The following is a 17916-nucleotide window of genomic DNA, read 5'->3' on the forward strand; positions in this document are numbered from 1 at the left end:
GAGGCCTCCCAGCCAATCAAAGTTCTAAAGGTGTTCTCTATTTGTAGTCTAGGTTTCCTTGGGGAAGCGCGAGATTCCGCGCCAAGCTAAACGATAGATCAGGTCACTGGCCACATCGAGGTCCAGGTTTCCGTCTGTTTCGAGCCAGTAGCGTGCACTGACCTGTGCCATGCCGGCGAGTCCGCGGCCCAGCAGCTGCGCCTCCAGGGGCGGCAGCTTGGTATCTTCGGCGATCACGCGGGCCACGGCGTCGGCAAATGTCTTATTGAACGTTTCCAGGCGGGAACTGACGTCGGGATCGTTGATGAGGTCCGATTCAAACACGAGGCGGTGGGCCTGGTCGTCGCTGGCTATAAAGCGGTAGTAGGCCCGCATGACCGCCTGGACGCGCTCGTCATTGTCCGTGGTCGAGCTCAGGGCACCCAGCATCAGGTCCGTCAGCGCGCTCAGGTGGCTGTCCAGGAGGGCGAGGTAGAGCTCACGCTTGGAAGGGAAATGCTGGTACAGCACCGGCTTGCTGACGTGGGCGGTTTCGGCGATCTCGTCCATGGCGGCGCCGTGGTAGCCATTGGCGACGAACACTTCCTGGGCAGCCGCCAGCAGCTGGGCGCGCCGTTCGTCACGCGGGAGCCTTGCCGAACGCGCACCGCCGGCCCGCGTCTGTCCCGCAGCTGGCTTCCCGGCTTGTGTCCGGTCAACCGGTGCCTCGTGAACCACTGTTGGCCTTCTTTCCGTTGCAGTTACCTACACTTTACGCGCGGGTAATATGACCTGGCGGCATCTTCGGGCATACATTGAAGTATGGCTTCCATGTTCACCGCAACCGCTGTCCCTGCAACCCTGGATCCGCTCGTGGAACCGGCGGAGGCACTGACTGCCGAAGAGGTCGAGCGGTATTCCCGCCACCTCATCATTCCCGAAATCGGCACAGTGGGCCAACGCCGGCTGAAGAACGCGAAGGTCCTGGTCATCGGGGCCGGCGGTCTGGGCTCGCCTGCCCTCCTTTATCTTGCCGCCGCGGGGGTGGGAACCTTGGGAATCATCGACGACGACGCCGTTGACCTGAGCAATCTGCAGCGGCAGGTGATCCACGGGGTTGCGGATGTGGGACGGTCCAAGATCGAATCGGCCCGCGACTCCATTGCGGCCCTGAACCCTTTGGTAAATGTCCGGCTTCACAATGTCCGGTTGGATGCTTCGAATGCACTGGAGCTTTTCGCGGACTACGACCTCATTCTCGACGGCGCAGACAACTTCGCTACCCGTTACCTGGTCAACGACGCCGCCGCCATCCTCGGAAAGCCCTACGTGTGGGGCTCCATCTTCCGGTTTGACGGCCAGGTCAGCGTGTTCTGGGAGAAGCATGGGCCCACCTACCGCGACCTTTACCCGGAGGCGCCGCCGGCAGGCTCGGTGCCGTCCTGCGGCGAGGGCGGGGTCTTCGGGATGCTGTGCGCTGCCGTTGGGTCGCTCATGGTGACCGAGGCAGTCAAGCTGATCACCGGCGTCGGGCGCTCCATGCTGGGGCGCGTCGCCCTGTTTGATGCCCTTGGCGGAAGCTGGCGTGAGATCAAGGTGGCGCGGGATCCGGAGGCTGAGCGGATCACCGAACTCACCGACTACGAGGCGTTTTGCGGGATCGTGCCCGAAGCTGCCACAGCCAAGGAAAACACCGTCACGGCCACGCAGCTGGCGACGATGCTGGCCTCGCGCCAAGCCGGCCTGAAGGACTTCGACCTCGTGGATGTACGTGAGCCGGGAGAGCACGACATCGTCAGCATCGACGGCTCCGTGCTCATTCCGCAGGGCAGGATCCTCGCGGGGGAGGCTTGGTCCGAGCTGCCGCAGGACAAGGACATCGTTTTCCACTGCAAAGCCGGCACTCGCTCGGCAGCTGTTATGGCCGCGGCCCGCAAGGCGGGTTACCAGCGGGTCAGCCATCTCGACGGCGGCATCCTCGCCTGGGTTCGGGAAGTGGAACCGGGCAAGCCCGTCTACTAGACGGTTACCCTATCGCGACGCTCTCTCACTTTTCGCCCGAATTTCAACGACGCTCTCTCACTCTCTTGAAAGGAGTGGGAGAGCGTCGTGTTGATGGCTGCAATAAGTGGGAGAGCGTCGTGTTGATGGCTGCAATAAGTGGGAGAGCGTCGTGTTGATGGCTGCAATAAGTGGGAGAGCGTCGTGTTGATGGCTGCCATAAGTGAGAGAGCGTCGCTCTGTGAGTCAGGCAGCGTTGCTCAGGCGGTTTCGCGCCGGGGGGCGGACACCGGAGCTGCCTGGCCGTGGTCCACCGGGCATTCTGCCACCGGGGCGGCCGCGGGCTGTTCGACGGTGATGCCGTAAAGCGCCTCGAGCGCCGCAATGTACTGTTCCTGCTGGCCGTTGGAGGCAAGTTCGCGGGCCCGGACGGTGGGCACGTGCAGAAGCTGCTTGACCATCCGGCGCAGTGCGAACTCGACTTCCTCGGCGGCGGCCGTGCAGCCGTGACGCGCCCGGACCTTCTCCATCTCAGCGTCCAGGACGTTCATCGTGTGACGGCGCAGCGCGACGATTGCCGAGTCCACGGAGCGCGCTTCGCGCTCCTGCTCAAAGGCTGCTGCGGCGCCGGTGACGATGCCGCTGGCCTGGGCCAGTGATTCCGCCTGCTCCTGCGGAGCGGCGAGCCGCACGGATTCGAGCGTGAGCAGCTCAACGCCGTCGAGCTCTCCGACCGCCGGATCGAAGTCGTGGGTGAGCGCAAGGTCGATGGCGATCAGCGTTTGCGGGGAGTCCGCCCGCACCCGGGCGAGCTCGTCCGCTTCGACGCGGGTGTCGGAGCCGCTGCACCCGATCATCACATCCGCTGCGGCCACAGCGGACGGCAGCGAGTCGGCGTCGAGGGCCTTGCCGCCCCGGGTGGCCACGAAGCCCTCGGCGCGGCCGGAGGAGGAAAAGACGGAGATGTCCTTGCAGCCGCGTTCACGGAGCAGTGACATGGTGGCGCCGGCGTAGGCGCCGGTGCCGAACACCACGGCCTTTTTGGTGGACCAGTCAGCGTTTTCGGAAAGGTCCGTGGCGAGGTCCAGGGCAACCGAGACAATGGACAGCCCGCGCGAGCCGAGGGCTGTCTGCGCGCCGACGTCCTTGGCCGTCTTGGACGCGGCCTGGAAAAGCCGGATGAGGCCTGAGCTGGCAGTGCCTTCGTGCTGGGCGGTGATGAGGGCGCGGCGCACCTGGCCGGCGATTTCGCGTTCGCCCACCACTGCCGAGTCCAGACCTGAGCTCACGGCGAAAAGGTGCTGGCTGACTTCCCCGCCGGTGCGGGTATTGAAAGACTTGGAGACCAGCTGCTCGTTGAGGCCGGTACGTTCGCTGATCTGGGCCACCAGGGCGGCCCGGGCGGCTTCCACGTCGTCTGCATGGGACGCTTCACCATAGATTTCGAAGCGGTTGCAGGTGGCAAGCACCACCGCACCCGTCACTGCCGGCGACCCGGAGAGTGCGGATGTAGCCAGCTCGGAAGCGCCGGTGCTCAGTTGAGCAACGGTCTCGAGGTCGATGTCGGCGTGTGTAGCCACCAATGAGAAAAGAACCACAGCATCACAATCATAGCTTTTTCGTTGCGGCGTAGAACAACTATCCCCAGTGGGGAACAGCACGGGGCCCTGTGATTCCTGCCACGCCGGCCCGCGGCTGGCTTAAGGTGACAGGCTGTCGTTATCTTTTGCAGGCGAATTTAGGGACAATCGGAGTCATGACTTCAAGCGCTGCAACCTCCGACGGCACGGTCTCCACCGTCCCGTCCTCCGCTGCCACCCTGGATGCAGGGCACCCGCTAATGGACGGCCGCACGGCTGACTCGCCGCTCATCACGGCCTACCGCGGCGGCAAGCCGTCCCGCCGTCCCGTCTGGTTCATGCGCCAGGCCGGCCGCTCCCTGCCCGAGTACCTGAAGGTGCGCGAAGGAGTGGCAATGCTGGACTCCTGCCTGCGTCCCGAACTGGCCTCCGAGATCACCCTGCAGCCCGTTCGCCGGCACGACGTTGACGCCGCCATCTTCTTTTCGGACATCGTGATTCCGCTGAAGCTGGCAGGCGTGGGTGTCGACATCGTTCCGGGCGTCGGCCCGGTTCTGGACAAACCCGTCCGCACTGCCGAGGACGTCGCGGCACTGCCGCAACTGACATGGGAGGCGCTGGAGCCGATCCGGGAAGCCGTCCGGCTCACCGTGGCCCAACTCGGCAAGACGCCCCTGATCGGGTTCGCCGGCGCGCCGTTCACCTTGGCCGCGTACATGGTCGAAGGCAAGCCCTCCCGCGACCACCTCGGCCCCCGCACCATGATGCACGCCGATCCCGAGACCTGGAATGCCCTGGCCAACTGGGCGGCGGACGCCTCGGGCATGTTCCTGCGCGCCCAGCTGGAAGCCGGTGCCTCCGCGGGGCAGCTGTTCGACTCCTGGGCAGGCTCTCTGGGCCTGGCAGACTACGAACGCTTCGTGGCCCCCGCCTCCGCCCGTGCCCTGGACCACGTCCGCCATCTGGGCGCACCGCTGATCCACTTCGGCACCGGCACCTCGGAGCTCCTGGTGGCAATGCGCGACGTCGGCGTCGACGTGGTGGGTGTTGACTACCGGCTTCCCCTGGACGAAGCCAACCGCCGGCTGGGCGGCACAGTCCCCCTGCAGGGCAACATCGATCCCGCGCTGCTGTCCGCCCCGTGGGCAGTCCTCGAAGCCCACGTCCGGGAGGTGATCCGGGCAGGTTCCGCGGCGCCGGGCCACGTGCTGAACCTGGGCCACGGCGTACCGCCCGAAACCGACCCCGATGTGCTGACGCGCGTCGTCGAGCTTATTCACTCGATTTCCCCGGAGTAATGCGGTGAGCGCAGCCACGCCGGAACCGTCCGTTCAAACGGCAGTGGTGGTGGGCGGCGGCATCTCCGGCCTGCTCGCGGGGCTGGAACTGGCCAAGGCCGGCCGGGACGTCACCGTCCTGGAGGCCGGCGACGCCTGGGGCGGCTGCGTGGGCAGCCACGTGGTGGGCGGCCTGACGCTGGACAGCGGGGCGGAGTCCTTCGCAACCCGCTCAAGCGCCGTGGCGGATCTCGCGGCCGAACTCGGCATCGCCGGTAACATCGTGGCGCCCCACCCGGGAGGGGCGTGGGTGCAGCTGCCCGAAGGCGCCCGGGAACTTCCCAAGACCGGTGTCCTGGGCATCCCCGCCAACCCGTGGGACCCCGAAGTGCGCAGGACCCTTGGGTTCGCGGGATCCCTCCGTGCTTCGCTGGACAGGTTCCTGCCCGCCTCCGCGGGGACCCGCGCCGCCGTCACCAGTGTTTCCGACCTGGTCCGCGCTAGGATGGGCCGCCGCGTCCTGGAACGCCTCGTTGCACCGGTGGTAGGAGGCGTGCACTCCGCCGACCCCGGGCTGCTCGACGTGGACATGGTGGCGCCCGGGCTCCGCGCCGGGATCCGGACCCACGGTTCCCTCGCCGCAGCCGTGGCCGCCCAGCGGCGCGGCGGTACGGCGCAGGATCGGGCAGCCGCGGGGGGCCGGCCCCCGGTGCAGCCCGCCAAGGCAGGTTCCGCCGTCGCCGGCCTCCAGGGCGGCATGCATACCCTGATCGCCGCCCTCGTAGCTGAACTGCGCCGGCGCGGCGTGAGGCTGCTGAACAGTACCCGGGCCGACACAGCAGCCAGGACGGCCGACGGCTGGCGGGTCTCAGCGGGGGAGCGAACGTACGACGCCGGCCTGCTGGTGGTGGCGCTTGACGGCCCGTCGGCGGTCGCGCTGATGCAGGGGTCAGTGCCGGATTTGGCCGCGCACCGGCCCGGCGCCGGGCCGGATGTAAAGCTTGTGACACTGGTTGTTGACCTTCCCGAACTGGACCGCAGGCCACGCGGAACTGGCATTCTGGTTGCTCCGCAGACTCCCGGTGTGCAGGCCAAGGCGCTGACCCATGCGACGGCCAAATGGGACTGGCTCGCGGCCGCGGCGGGGCCGGGCACCCATGTTGTCCGGTTGTCGTACGGCCGGAGCGAGGCCGCTGGAAAGGCCGGACGCGACGCACGGCAAGCCACGGCCAGCCCGCCACTCGGCACCGAAGCGGACGTCAGTGACGAGGGGCTCCTTGACGCGGCCTTACGGGATGCGTCGGCGCTCCTGACCGTACCTGTCACGTCGAATGACGTGCTGGACTGGGACGTTGTCAGCTGGGGCGGGGCGCTGCCGTTCGCCGCGGTGGGGCACCGCCAGCGGGTGGCCGAAGTTCGCCGGGTCTGCGCCCGCGAGGGAAACCTGGTGATGGTGGGCGGCTGGCTGGCAGGAAACGGCCTGGCCGCCGTCGTGGCCGACACCAAAAGGCAGCTGGCGGACGTCCTCCACTAGCCCGCGAGTACCGTGTGCAAGGCTTCTACGCAAGTTTCTAATGAGACGTAATTCTGGCTAGGGTCGATGACTATGGTCATTCAGAAGTCCGAAGAAACTCGAACGCTGACTGGTTTCCATGGGGGTCTTCGGCGCGGCACGGCAGCAGCGGCGCTCGGAGCGGTACTAGTCCTTTCCGCAGGTGTTCCTGCATCCCACGCTGTGTCCCTCGTTCCGGCTCCGGACACCACCACAGACGCAGAAGCCACCACGTCCGCGGAGGTAGGTGTTCCCTTGCTGGACGCCGTGGCGTCAGTGGTCCTCCGTCCCACGCCCGATCCCTCGGACTCGCCCGAGCCCGGCAAAAACAAGCCGACGCGGCCCGGATACCGGACCCAGCCCAGCCCGTCACCTTCTCCGACGACCGAGCCGGATTGGTCCTCACCGTCGCCCACCACTCCGACGTCGCCGTCGCCGTCGCCGTCCTACGGCACAGTGCCGCCGACGGGAACTCCCGCCCCGTCCCCCACCGGCGGTGCGGCAGCGCCGTCCACCGGTCCCACCCAGACGCCCGGCACACCCGCGCCCGCCACCGGAGCGGCTCCCGCCGACACGCCCGCAGCGCCGTCCTCAGGGCTTCCCGGAACCGCCGCCCCTGCTGCCCCCGGAACCGGAGTGGCGGCTCCCGGAGCTGCCGCCGACGCCCCTGCCGCGGGTGGCGCATCACGGCTGCCGGCCGGCAGCCCGGCCACCGGCCCCGCATCGGCGGCACCGGCGTCCGCCTGGAACACCACCAACTTTTTCGGTCCCGCCAACATGGCCACCCTGACGTCGGCAGGCGTCATCCCGTTGTCCGGCCCTGGCTACGGAGTGTCAAGCGCTCCGGTCATGCGCTCTGCCGTCAGCGTTTCGCCCGTGGGCGACGTGTCACCGCAGGTGTGGTGGGGCGCCGGACTCGTGGCAGTGGCCTGCGCCGCAGGCGTCGCGTTCGTCCGCATGCGCAGGATCTGAGGCTGTTGCCTGCCGGTTATCGGGCCGGCTCGGCCCATATTCGGTTGTAATGTGAAATTAAGCACTTCTACGCGTTGTAGAAGTTCTCGGTTTCGACTTAGCTGCATCGAAGGGGCAGACTGGTAGCTATGAGCCACACTTCTGCCGAATCTGTCAGTAAAACCGAAGAATCAGCCGAGCAGTTCTTCACTCTCTGGACCGTGTTCAAGCGCTCCGCCGACGTCCTGCGCAGCGCCGAAGCTGCCGAGGAGTTTGACGAGCTGACGGCTCGTTTGGCAGCGGCCGGGGTGGTCCTCCGGGGAAGCTACGACGTCTCGGCCATGCGTGCGGACGCGGACATCATGGTGTGGCTACACGGTCCCAAGCCGGAGGCCCTGCAGCAGGCGGTTCGCGACATCCGCCGCAGCCAGCTCTTCGCCGGTACCGAGATCGTCTGGTCAGCCATGGGTGTGCACCGCGAAGCGGAATTCGCGAAAAACCACACGCCTGCCTTCTCCCGCGGCGTGGAACCCGCCGAATGGCTTTGCGTCTACCCGTTCGTCCGCTCCTACGAGTGGTACCTGCTGCCGGACGCCGAGCGTGGTGCCATGCTTCGCGACCACGGCATGCTGGGCCGCGAATTCCCGCAGGTCATCTCGAACACGGTGTCCTCGTTCGCCCTGGGCGACTGGGAATGGATCCTGGGCCTGGAAGCCCCCGAGCTGGTGGACCTCGTTGACCTGATGCGCCACCTGCGCGCCACCGAGGCCCGCCACCACGTCCGTGAAGAAATCCCGTTCTACACCGGCCGGCGGGTCACCGCCGCCGAGATCGCCGAGGTCCTCGCATGAGTCCGCTGGAATCCCAGGCGGCGGTGACCGCCGTCAACCCCGTCACCGAAGCCGGGCGGATGGCTCCGAAGGAGTACGACGCCGTCCTGCTCGCCTCCTTCGGCGGCCCCGAGGGCCAGGACGATGTCATTCCGTTCCTCCGCAACGTCACCCGCGGGCGCGGCATTCCGGATGAACGGCTCGAAGAGGTCTCGCACCACTACCGCGCCAACGGCGGCATCAGCCCCATCAACCAGCAGAACCGGGATCTCAAGGCGGGAATCGAAGCGGAGCTCTCAGCCCGCGGCATTGACCTTCCCGTGTTCTGGGGCAACCGCAACTGGGATCCATACATCCCGCAGACCCTCCAGGACGTGTACGACGCCGGCCACCGCAAAGTGCTGATGGTCACCACGAGCGCCTACTCCTGTTACTCCAGCTGCCGCCAGTACCGCGAGGACATCGGCATGGCACTGACCGAGACCGGCCTGGACGGGAAACTGGAAGTGGACAAGGTCCGCCAGTACTTCGACCACCCGGGCTTCGTGGAGCCCTTCGTGGAAGGCACCGCTGCCGGGCTTGCCGACGTCCGCGCCCAGCTGGCCGCATCCGGCACACCGGACGCCCCGGTCCACGTCCTGTTCGCCACACACTCCATTCCCACGCGCGACGCTGATGCCGCCGGACGCTCGGAGGGTGAGCCTCGCCGGTTCGCCGAGGATTCGGCCTACGTTGCCCAGCACCTGGCGACCGGCGCCGAGGTCATCCGCCGGGTCGGAGAAGAATCCGGCCTGACGGCGCCGTGGTCGCTCGTGTACCAGTCACGGTCCGGAGCCCCGCACGTACCGTGGCTCGAACCGGACATCAACGACGCCATCGAGGAGCTCGCCGGCCAGGGCATCAAGGGAATCGTGATCGTCCCCCTGGGCTTTGTCAGCGACCACATGGAGGTTGTCTGGGACCTGGACACCGAGGCGCTGGAGACCTGCCGCAACCTCGGCCTTGCCGCAACCCGCGTTCCGACGCCCGGCACGCACACCAAGTTCGTGGGCGGCATTGTGGACCTGATTTGTGAGCGCACCGCCGCGAACAACATCGCCGACCGGCCCCACGTCACCGACCTGGGCCCCTGGTACGACGTATGCCGCCCGGGCTGCTGCTCCAACTTCCGGGGTGAGAAGCCCACCATCGCGGGAGCCGACACCACTGTGGGCACGGGCCACGACGGATACCCGTCGGAATCACCGGCCGCTCCGGCGACGCCGTCGGCGGGACAGGAAGCACTGTGACCGTCCGTATCGGGACGCGTGCCAGCAAGCTCGCGCTCACCCAGACCCAACAGACAGCAGACCAGCTGGCTGCCATCGGCGGTTTCCCGGTGGAACTGGTCCACATCAGGACCGACGGCGACGTCCTGACCGGCTCGCTGTCGCAGATGGGCGGGACCGGCGTGTTCGTTGCGGCGCTGCGCGATGCCCTCCTGCGTGACCAGTGCGACGTCGCCGTGCACTCCCTGAAGGACCTCCCCACCGGAGCCGCTCCGGGGCTCACCCTGGCCGCAACGCCGAAGCGCGTGGACGTCCGCGACGTGCTCTGCGCCCGCGACGGCTACAAGCTGGCCGACCTGCCGCAGGGCGCCCGGGTGGGCACCGGCTCGCCTCGCCGGGCGGCGCAGCTTCGGGCTGCCCGTCCGGACCTGGACATCGTGGACATCCGCGGCAACGTGGACACCCGCTTGGGCCGCGTTCCCGGACTGCCCGGCAACGCCACCGACGAAGTGGCGGCAGGAAAATCCTGCGACCTCGACGCCGTCGTCCTGGCCGCCGCCGGCCTGGAACGCATCAGCCGGCTGGACGCCATTAGCGAATACCTCGAAACCGACGTGATGCTTCCGGCCGCCGGCCAGGGGTCGCTCGCCATCGAGTGCCGCACGGCCGACGCACCGCGGAAGCCCGGATCCACCGAGGGCTCCCAGGGGCCGCTGGCCCAGGCACTCGCTGCCCTGGACGATACGGATACCCGGCTGGCGGTAACGGCCGAGCGCGCCCTGCTGGCCCGGCTCGAGGCCGGCTGCGCGGCTCCGGTGGGAGCCTACGCCTTCCGCAAGGGAAGCATGCTCTACCTGGAGGCCGTGGTCTGCGCCGTTGACGGCAAAGCCTCGGTTCGCGACAAGCGCGCCACGGACGGCCTCACCGAGGTGGGTGCCACGCTCCTTGGCATCGAACTGGCCGAAGTGCTGCTGGCGGGCGGCGCCGCCGACATTGCGGACCTTGCCGCTTCCTGAACCGGCGGACCCCGGCACATGATGGGACGGCGCAGCGCCGGCCGCACGGAGGGCCAGCCAGGCCTGCGGGTGCTTGAGGGCGCCCGCGTCCTTGTCACGCGGAGCCCGGACCGGGCCGCGTCCCTGGTGGCTGCGCTGCGGGAAACCGGCGCCGAACCGCTGCTGCTCCCGCTCATCGACTTTGAGCGTGCGCGGGACCTGCACTCGCTGGAAGTCGCGTTTGACGCCTTGGGCGCGGGCGCGTACAGCTGGCTGGTGATCAGCAGCGTCACCACCGTCCAGGCGCTCGAAGAACTTGCACGGGAACGGGGTGCCACCCTGAGCCGGTGGCTGCCCGGCACTGTCCGGGTCGCCACCATCGGGCCAGCCACGCGCCGGGAGCTGGAAGCGCGGGGGATCACCGTTGACCTGGCCCCCGCCAGGCTCCAGTCCGGCACGGGGCTCCTGGACATCTGGCCGCAGGGCCAGGGCAGTGTATTCCTGCCGCAGGCGGACATCGCAGACAGCCGGTTGGCGGCGGGTCTGGAGTCGCTTGGTGCCAGTGTCCAGGCCGTCACTGCCTATCACACCGTGGACTATCCGGCGGATCCGGCCCGCAGCCTCAGCCCGGACGGCAATTACGGCAGCAGGGAAGTGATAACCCCTTCCGAAGCGAAAGCCGAGCTGGCCGCCGGGCGGCTCCACGCCGTCGTCGCTGCCTCACCCAGCGCCGCACAGCGCATCCATGCCAGCCTTTCGCCGCTGGGCGACTGCCGCTTCGTGGCCATCGGGCGTTCAACGTCCGCCGAGGCCGAGCGGCTGGGGCTGCCGGTTGCCGCCGTCGCTGAGCAACCCACTACGTCCGGGCTGGTCTCCGCCGTCATTGAGGCGCTGGCTCCAGGACATTCCGCATCACCACCGCCCGACTCCGAGAACCACGTTAAGGACAGATCATGAGCTTTCCGACCCACCGCCCCCGCCGGCTCCGCACCACCCCGGCCATGCGTCGGATGACGGCCGAACACCGGCTGGCGGCTCCGGAACTGATCCTCCCCGCCTTCATCCGCGAGGGGCTCACGGAACCCAACCCGATCGCTTCCATGCCCGGCGTGGTGCAGCACACCACGGATTCGCTGAAGCGGGCCGCGGCCGAGGCCGTGGAGCTGGGCGTCGGCGGCATCATGCTCTTCGGCATTCCGGCTCAGCGCGATGCGCGGGGCACCGCCTCCCTTGATCCCGACGGCGTGCTGAACAAGGCCATCCGCGACGTCCGCGCAGAGGTGGGCGATGAACTCGTGGTCATGAGCGACGTCTGCCTTGACGAATTCACCGACCACGGCCACTGCGGCGTACTCGACGCCGAGGGTTATGTGGACAACGACGCAACCCTGGAAATCTACGCCGCGATGGCCGTGGCACAGGCGGATGCGGGCGCGCACATGCTTGGACCGTCCGGCATGATGGACGGCCAGATCGGCGTGATCCGGCAGGCGCTGGAAGACGCGGGGCACACCAACACGGCCGTTGTGGCCTACGCCGCCAAATACGCGTCAGCCTTCTATGGCCCGTTCCGGGAAGCCGTGGATTCGCAGCTCAAGGGTGACCGCCGCACCTACCAGATGGACGCCGCCAACCGGCGCGAAGCCATCCTCGAGGTGGAGCTGGACCTGGCCGAAGGCGCGGACCTCGTGATGGTCAAACCCGCCATGAGCTACCTCGACATCCTCGCCGACGTCGCGGCGATGAGCACCGTTCCGGTCGCCGCCTACCAGATCTCGGGCGAGTACTCCATGATTGAAGCGGCTGCCGCCAACGGCTGGATCGACCGGCGTGCCGCCATCACCGAATCGGTCCTTGGCATCAAACGCGCCGGTGCCAACATGGTCCTGACTTATTGGGCGTCCGAGCTTGCCGGCTGGCTGAAGGAATCCTGATGAGCGCGGAGTCCATTCCGGGGATCGGCAGTTCAGCGGCCCCGGCCGCAGCTGCCACGGTCACCGCCCCGGGCGCCAGCCCGACTGCGCCCGTCGGGCCGGGGAAAGTCCTGCTCGGTCTGAACACTTTCGGCGATGTCGGGGTATACCCCGATGGGCACCCGGTGCCGCATGCGCAGGTGCTGCGGCAGCTGCTGGAGCAGGCGGAACTGGCGGACGACGTCGGACTTCACGCTTTTGGCGTGGGGGAGCACCACCGCCGGGACTTCGCCGTCTCCGCCCCCGAGGTGTTCCTCGCCGCCGCAGCGGCAAAGACCAAGCACATCAGGCTCGGGTCCGCCGTGACCGTGCTCAGCTCCGATGACCCCGTGCGCGTCTTCCAGCGTTTCTCCACCGTCGACGCCATTTCCGAAGGCCGCGCCGAAGTCATGCTGGGGCGGGGCTCCTTCATTGAATCCTTCCCTCTGTTCGGCCTGGACCTGGCGGACTATGAGGTCCTGTTCGAGGAAAAACTGGAGCTCTTCGACAAGGTCCGCGCCCAGAAGCCGGTGCACTGGGAAGGACGGACCCGCCCGCCCCTCGGCGGGCTGAGCGTCTATCCGCCGTTGGAGCATCATCTGCTGCCGGCCTGGATCGGTGTTGGCGGTACCCCGGAATCGGTCCTGCGGTGCGCCGAGTACGGCTACCCGATCATCTTCGCCATCATCGGCGGGCAGCCCCGCTCCTTTGCGCCCCTGGTCAACCTGTACCGCGAGGCGATGGCCAAGTACGGCCATCCGATGCAGCAGGTCGCCACCCATTCGCCGGGCCACATCGCGGACACCGACGAAGCCGCCCGCGAGGAGCTCTTTCCGCACTGGCTGGAGCAGCGCAACCGGATCGGAGCCGAGCGCGGCTGGGGTCCGGCCAGCAGGGCTGAGTTCGATGCCATGTGCGCGCCGGAAGGCGCCCTGTATGTAGGCTCGCCCGAGACCGTGGCACAGAAAATCGTCCTGCTCAAACGCAACCTCGGCGTTGACCGTTTCGACCTCAAATACGGCAACGGCACGCTCCCGCACACCGCCATGATGCGCTGCATCGAACTGTTCGGCACCGTAGTGGCGCCCCGGGTGGCCGAGCTCCTGTCCGGGCACGCTCCCGCAAACTGAAAGAATAGGAACCATGACTTCCAGCTCTCCTCGCAATGAGGAACTCTTCGACCGTGCACGCCAGCTCATGCCGGGCGGCGTCAACTCACCCGTCCGGGCGTTTGGTTCCGTGGGCGGGACCCCGCGGTTCATGGTGTCCGCCAAGGGCCCGTACCTGAAGGATGCCGACGGCGCCGAGTACGTGGACCTGGTGTGCTCCTGGGGTCCCGCGCTGCTGGGCCACGCCCACCCCGCCGTCCTCGAAGCAGTCCACGCCGCCGTGGACCGCGGACTCTCCTTCGGCGCTTCGACGCCGGACGAAGCCAACCTCGCCGCAATTGTCAAGGAACGCGTACCTGCCGCCGAACGCGTCCGGATGGTGTCCACGGGCACCGAAGCCACCATGACCGCCATCCGCCTGGCCCGCGGCTTCACCGGACGCGACCTGGTCATCAAATTTGCCGGCTGCTACCACGGCCACCTCGACGGACTCCTGGCAGCGGCCGGGTCCGGCGTCGCCACGCTGGCACTGCCCGGTTCCGCGGGCGTCACCGCGGCCACCGCCGCCGAGACGTTGGTGCTGCCCTACAACGACCTCGCCGCGGTGGAGGCCGCCTTCGCCGCGCACGGCAGCAACATCGCCGCCGTCATCACGGAGGCTGCACCGGCCAATATGGGCGTGGTCACGCCCGGCGAGGGGTTCAACGCAGGCCTGTCGCGGATCACCCGCGACCATGGCGCCCTGCTCATCGTGGACGAAGTCCTGACTGGCTTCCGCACCGGCTACTCGGGATACTGGGGCCTCACCGGCGGTGCGGCAGATGCCGCCGAGCCGTGGAGCCCGGATCTGCTGACGTTCGGCAAAGTGATCGGCGGCGGTATGCCGACGGCGGCCCTCGGCGGCCGGGCCGACATCATGGACTACCTGGCTCCGCTGGGCCCTGTTTACCAGGCGGGCACCCTGTCCGGAAACCCCGTAGCCATGGCGGCCGGCGTGGCCACACTGACGCACGCCACCCCCGAGGTGTACTCGTTCATCGACGCACGCTCCCTGGAGCTCTCCGCGGCGCTGTCCTCGGCGCTGGACGCCGCAGGCGTGGACCACTCCATCCAGCGCGCGGGCAACCTGTTCTCGGTGGCGTTCGGCACCTCGGCCCGCGGCGTCCACAACTATGACGACGCACAGGGCCAGGAAGTGTTCCGCTACGCGCCGTTCTTCCACTCCATGCTGGACTCCGGCGTCTACCTGCCGCCGTCGGTCTTTGAAGCCTGGTTCCTCTCGGCGGCACACGACGACGCCGCCATGAACCGGATCTTTGACGCACTCCCGGCTGCAGCCCGGGCCGCGGCAGCGGCAGCCGTGCCCGCCGCACTGTAAGGCGCTTTAACAGAAATCCCCGCCTCCCGGACGAATCCCCGCCAAAAGCGAAGGGGAAATGTCCAGGAGACGGGGATTTTCTGTTCGTGCTGAGGAGCGGATGCTTAGAAAGCCACCGTCACGTCACCGTTGGGCCATTCCTTTTCGATGAAGGCCTTGACCTCGGGGGAGTGCAGGAGTTCGTCGAGCTTCTTGATCCGGACGTCATCCTTGGAATCCTCGCGCCAGGCCAGGAAGTTCGCGTACGGATTGTCTTCCACGGACTCCACTGCGAGGGCGTCCTTGGTGCTCAGGCCGGCCTTGAGGATGAAGTTGCCGTTGATCAGGGCAAGGTCCACGGAGGGGTCCTTGAGGTCGTTGATCAGCAGTTCGGGCTGGTTCTCGGAGAAATTGAGCTTCTTGGGGTTCTGCTCGTCGGTGAGGGTCAGCACGGAGGAATCGTCCTTGATATCCTTCACGAGCCCGGCTACCTGGAGAACCTTGAGTGCCCGGACCTGGTTGGACGGGTCGTTCGTGATGGCAACCTTGGCACCGTCCTGGATGTCCTGGATGTCCTTGACCTTCTCGGAGAACGCGGCGTACGGCTCGATGTGGACGCCTTCGCCGTGGCCGAACTTGTAGCCCTTGGTCTTCACCTGGTCTTCGTACCAGGGAAGGTGCTGGTAGTAGTTGGCGTCCAGCGAGCCGTCGCTCAGCGCGGTGTTCGGCGTCTGGTAGTCCTCGATCTCCTTGATGTCCAGCTTCAGGCCGGCCTTCGGGGCGAGGTCCTCATTGAGGAACTCCAGGATCTTTGCCTGCGGGACGGGGCTGGCGCCGACGGACAGGGTGGCAGGGTTGGCGGGGTCAAGGGTCTTGACGTCGGCGCTGGGGCTGGACGAACCGCCGCAGGCCGTCAGCGCCAGGGCGGTGACAATACCGGTGGCCAGAAGGGAGAGTGATTTACGCATCTGATGCGTTCCTTTCGAATTGCTGGGAGTTCGACGGCGGGCTTTCGCCCGGCACCGTCTCCGGCATAGATGCAGCCGGCGGCTACCTGCTGCAGTGAAGAGTGCCTTGGGGCCGCTGGACGGCGGGCCGGCGGTGGCGGTGGGCTTAGCGGTGGTCCAGGCTGCGGGAGATCCGTTCGCCGACCAGTTGGATGACCTGGACCAGGACAATGATCAGGACGATGGTGACGATCATGACCGTGACGTCGAATCGCTGGAAGCCGTAGTTGTACGCCAGCTTCCCGAGTCCTCCGCCGCCCACCAGGCCTGCCATGGCCGAGTATCCCACCAGGGTGACCACTGTTGTGGTGGTGGCCGCGACGAGGGCCGGAAGCGATTCGCGCAGCATCACTTTGTTGATGACCTGCATCTTGGTGGAACCCATGACCTGGGCGGCGTCGATCTTGCCGTGATGGACGTCCCGGAGACAGGTTTCCACCAGGCGGGCGAAGAACGGGATGGTGCCGATGGACAGCGATACCGACGCCGCGATGGGGCCGAGGCTGGTGCCGGTGAGCAGGCGGGCCAGCGGAATGAGCGCCACCATCAGGATTGCGAACGGGATGGACCGGGTGATGTTGACGATGACGTCGCTCATGATCCGGTTGGTGACAGGCATCGGACGGAGACCGCCCGGCGCCGTTACGTGCAGGAAGACGCCGAGGGGCAGGCCCACCAGCACCGTAAAGAAGGCCGAAATTCCGACCATCTGCAGGGTTTCAACGATTGCTTCGGGCAGGGCCTTGGCGAGGACGGGGTTGCTGAAGATGTCGTTCACGAGTTCCTTCCCGTCACGTCGTTCAATTCGGCGGCATCGCCGGCTGCCGTTGTGGTCTCGGCCAGCTTCGCGCCTATTCCGCGCCGGTGAAGGTAGGCGAGGACGGCGTCGTAGTCAGCATTTTCGGCGAGCTGTACACGAAGGTGCCCGAACTGCTGGCCGCCCAGTGTCTCCACGCTGCCGGCGAGGACATTGAGGTCGATGTCGAAATGCCGCGCGACTCCGGTGAGAACCGGCTCCTTGGCGTTGTCACCGGCGAACAGGATCTCCAGGACGGGGCCGCCCTGGAGCGCGCCCTTCAGGGGCTCGGATGCCGGCAGCGGCAGAAGTGCCTTGGCCAGTTTGCTCTCAAGGTCGCCAGCCACGTCCTGCAGTGCGCCGTGCTCGATGATGCGGCCCTTGGACAGCAGAGACACCGAGTCGCAGACACGCTTAACCACGTTCATTTCGTGCGTGATGATGAGCACGGTGAGCTGCAGCCGCCTGGTGAGGTCCTGAATGAGGTCGAGGATTTCGTCCGTGGTGGCCGGGTCCAGCGCAGACGTGGGTTCGTCACACAGCAGGACGTCGGGGTCGGCGGCCAGGGCGCGGGCGATGCCTACGCGCTGGCGCTGGCCACCGGAAAGCTGGGACGGGTAGGCGTTTTCGAAGCCTTCGAGGCCCACGAGGGAGAGCAGTTCCGCAACCTTGGACCGGATCTTGTCCTTCGGTGTCTTGACGAGCTCCAGGGGGTGCGCCACATTGCCCGCGGCGGTGCGGGAGTCCATGAGGTTGGCATGCTGGAAAACCATGCCGATGCGGCGTCGTGCCGCGCGGATTTCGGAGTCCCTGACGGAGCTGAGTTCGGTGCCGTCAATGCTGACTGACCCGGCCGTCGGACGGTCCAGTAGCGTAAGGCAACGCACCAGGGTCGATTTTCCGGCGCCGGAATGGCCAATGATTCCGTGAATGGAACCTTTGGGAACGGCAAGGGTGACGCCGTCGAGGGCCACCACTTCCTTTTTCCCCTGGCGGTAGACCTTTCGAAGGTCAGTAACTGTGATCATTTATCCTCAGGAGGTTGGCCTCGGGCAGGGCATAGCACAAGCACGCTTTTGAACTTAATTATGTCAGCGAAGCCACTGGCGAGTCACTTCCGCATAATGTTCGGCTTCAGGCCTGAATAGCTGCACTATATTGCAGCAGGATCCGTCTTGATCGTTGCTGGTGCAGCCTCGGGGCGACATGGAAAATCGCATGAGCGACTCCCGGGTCCTCCCGACCCCGCCGGCCGTGTGATC

Annotated in this window: 16 protein-coding genes; 11 read left to right on the forward strand and 5 right to left on the reverse strand. The window is 67.0% G+C overall.

Going from position 1 to position 17916, the window contains the following annotated elements:
• Positions 1-48 precede the first annotated feature (48 nt).
• Positions 49-717: a TetR/AcrR family transcriptional regulator gene (locus tag J2805_RS10145; RefSeq protein WP_309975751.1), complete on the reverse strand. Its 669-nt coding sequence runs from the start codon at positions 715-717 to the stop codon at positions 49-51.
• An 84-nt stretch (positions 718-801) separates the two neighbouring features.
• On the opposite strand from J2805_RS10145, the gene moeB reads away from it, so the two are divergent.
• The gene (gene moeB / locus J2805_RS10150; protein ID WP_309975752.1) at positions 802-2001 is read left to right on the forward strand and encodes a molybdopterin-synthase adenylyltransferase MoeB; all 1200 of its coding nucleotides are present in this window, start codon (positions 802-804) and stop codon (positions 1999-2001) included.
• Between the two features lie 239 nt (positions 2002-2240).
• On the opposite strand, the gene J2805_RS10155 is transcribed toward moeB, so the two are convergent.
• Positions 2241-3578, reverse strand: coding sequence for a glutamyl-tRNA reductase (locus J2805_RS10155; protein WP_309975754.1), 1338 nt, complete (start codon positions 3576-3578; stop codon positions 2241-2243).
• A 158-nt stretch (positions 3579-3736) separates the two neighbouring features.
• Here J2805_RS10155 and hemE point away from each other — a divergent pair, with 158 nt between their 5' ends.
• The 10 genes from hemE (at position 3737) to hemL (ending at position 14872) form a co-directional block, all read left to right on the forward strand.
• Positions 3737-4858, forward strand: a complete 1122-nt coding sequence (gene hemE / locus J2805_RS10160; RefSeq protein ID WP_309975756.1) for a uroporphyrinogen decarboxylase — start codon at positions 3737-3739, stop codon at positions 4856-4858.
• Positions 4859-4862: 4 nt separating this feature from the next.
• Complete coding sequence (hemG, locus tag J2805_RS10165) at positions 4863-6371, forward strand: protoporphyrinogen oxidase (protein ID WP_309975758.1); 1509 nt, start codon at positions 4863-4865, stop codon at positions 6369-6371.
• A gap of 66 nt (positions 6372-6437) precedes the next feature.
• Positions 6438-7361 carry a hypothetical protein gene (locus J2805_RS10170; RefSeq protein ID WP_309975759.1) on the forward strand — a complete coding sequence of 308 codons (924 nt, stop codon included), beginning with the start codon at positions 6438-6440 and terminating at the stop codon, positions 7359-7361.
• Positions 7362-7489: 128 nt separating this feature from the next.
• Complete coding sequence (gene hemQ, locus J2805_RS10175) at positions 7490-8191, forward strand: hydrogen peroxide-dependent heme synthase (protein ID WP_309975760.1); 702 nt, start codon at positions 7490-7492, stop codon at positions 8189-8191.
• Positions 8188-9459: a ferrochelatase gene (locus J2805_RS10180; RefSeq protein WP_309975762.1), complete on the forward strand. Its 1272-nt coding sequence runs from the start codon at positions 8188-8190 to the stop codon at positions 9457-9459. Before hemQ ends, J2805_RS10180 begins: the two co-directional genes overlap by 4 nt.
• On the forward strand, positions 9456-10454 hold the full coding sequence (gene hemC / locus J2805_RS10185) for a hydroxymethylbilane synthase (protein ID WP_309975763.1): 999 nt from the start codon (positions 9456-9458) through the stop codon (positions 10452-10454). The genes J2805_RS10180 and hemC overlap by 4 nt, the downstream gene beginning before the upstream one ends.
• Before the next feature lie 18 nt (positions 10455-10472).
• Positions 10473-11390 carry a uroporphyrinogen-III synthase gene (locus J2805_RS10190; RefSeq protein WP_309975764.1) on the forward strand — a complete coding sequence of 306 codons (918 nt, stop codon included), beginning with the start codon at positions 10473-10475 and terminating at the stop codon, positions 11388-11390.
• Positions 11387-12367, forward strand: a complete 981-nt coding sequence (hemB, locus tag J2805_RS10195) for a porphobilinogen synthase (RefSeq protein ID WP_309975765.1) — start codon at positions 11387-11389, stop codon at positions 12365-12367. The genes J2805_RS10190 and hemB overlap by 4 nt, the downstream gene beginning before the upstream one ends.
• Positions 12367-13515, forward strand: a complete 1149-nt coding sequence (locus tag J2805_RS10200; RefSeq protein WP_309975767.1) for an LLM class flavin-dependent oxidoreductase — start codon at positions 12367-12369, stop codon at positions 13513-13515. The genes hemB and J2805_RS10200 overlap by 1 nt, the downstream gene beginning before the upstream one ends.
• A gap of 13 nt (positions 13516-13528) precedes the next feature.
• Positions 13529-14872 (forward strand): glutamate-1-semialdehyde 2,1-aminomutase, encoded by a 1344-nt coding sequence (gene hemL / locus J2805_RS10205; protein ID WP_309975769.1) that lies wholly within the window; start codon positions 13529-13531, stop codon positions 14870-14872.
• 104 nt (positions 14873-14976) lie between these two features.
• Here hemL and J2805_RS10210 read toward each other — a convergent pair whose 3' ends face one another.
• The 3 genes from J2805_RS10210 to J2805_RS10220 form a co-directional block, all read right to left on the reverse strand.
• Positions 14977-15819: a MetQ/NlpA family ABC transporter substrate-binding protein gene (locus J2805_RS10210; protein WP_309975771.1), complete on the reverse strand. Its 843-nt coding sequence runs from the start codon at positions 15817-15819 to the stop codon at positions 14977-14979.
• 145 nt (positions 15820-15964) lie between these two features.
• Positions 15965-16636 (reverse strand): methionine ABC transporter permease, encoded by a 672-nt coding sequence (locus J2805_RS10215; RefSeq protein ID WP_309975773.1) that lies wholly within the window; start codon positions 16634-16636, stop codon positions 15965-15967.
• The gene (locus J2805_RS10220; protein ID WP_309975775.1) at positions 16633-17682 is read right to left on the reverse strand and encodes a methionine ABC transporter ATP-binding protein; all 1050 of its coding nucleotides are present in this window, start codon (positions 17680-17682) and stop codon (positions 16633-16635) included. Before J2805_RS10220 ends, J2805_RS10215 begins: the two co-directional genes overlap by 4 nt.
• Between the last annotated feature and the right edge of the window lie 234 nt (positions 17683-17916).

The sequence above is a fragment of the Arthrobacter oryzae genome (genome assembly GCF_031454875.1).
Lineage (GTDB): Bacteria > Actinomycetota > Actinomycetes > Actinomycetales > Micrococcaceae > Arthrobacter > Arthrobacter oryzae_D.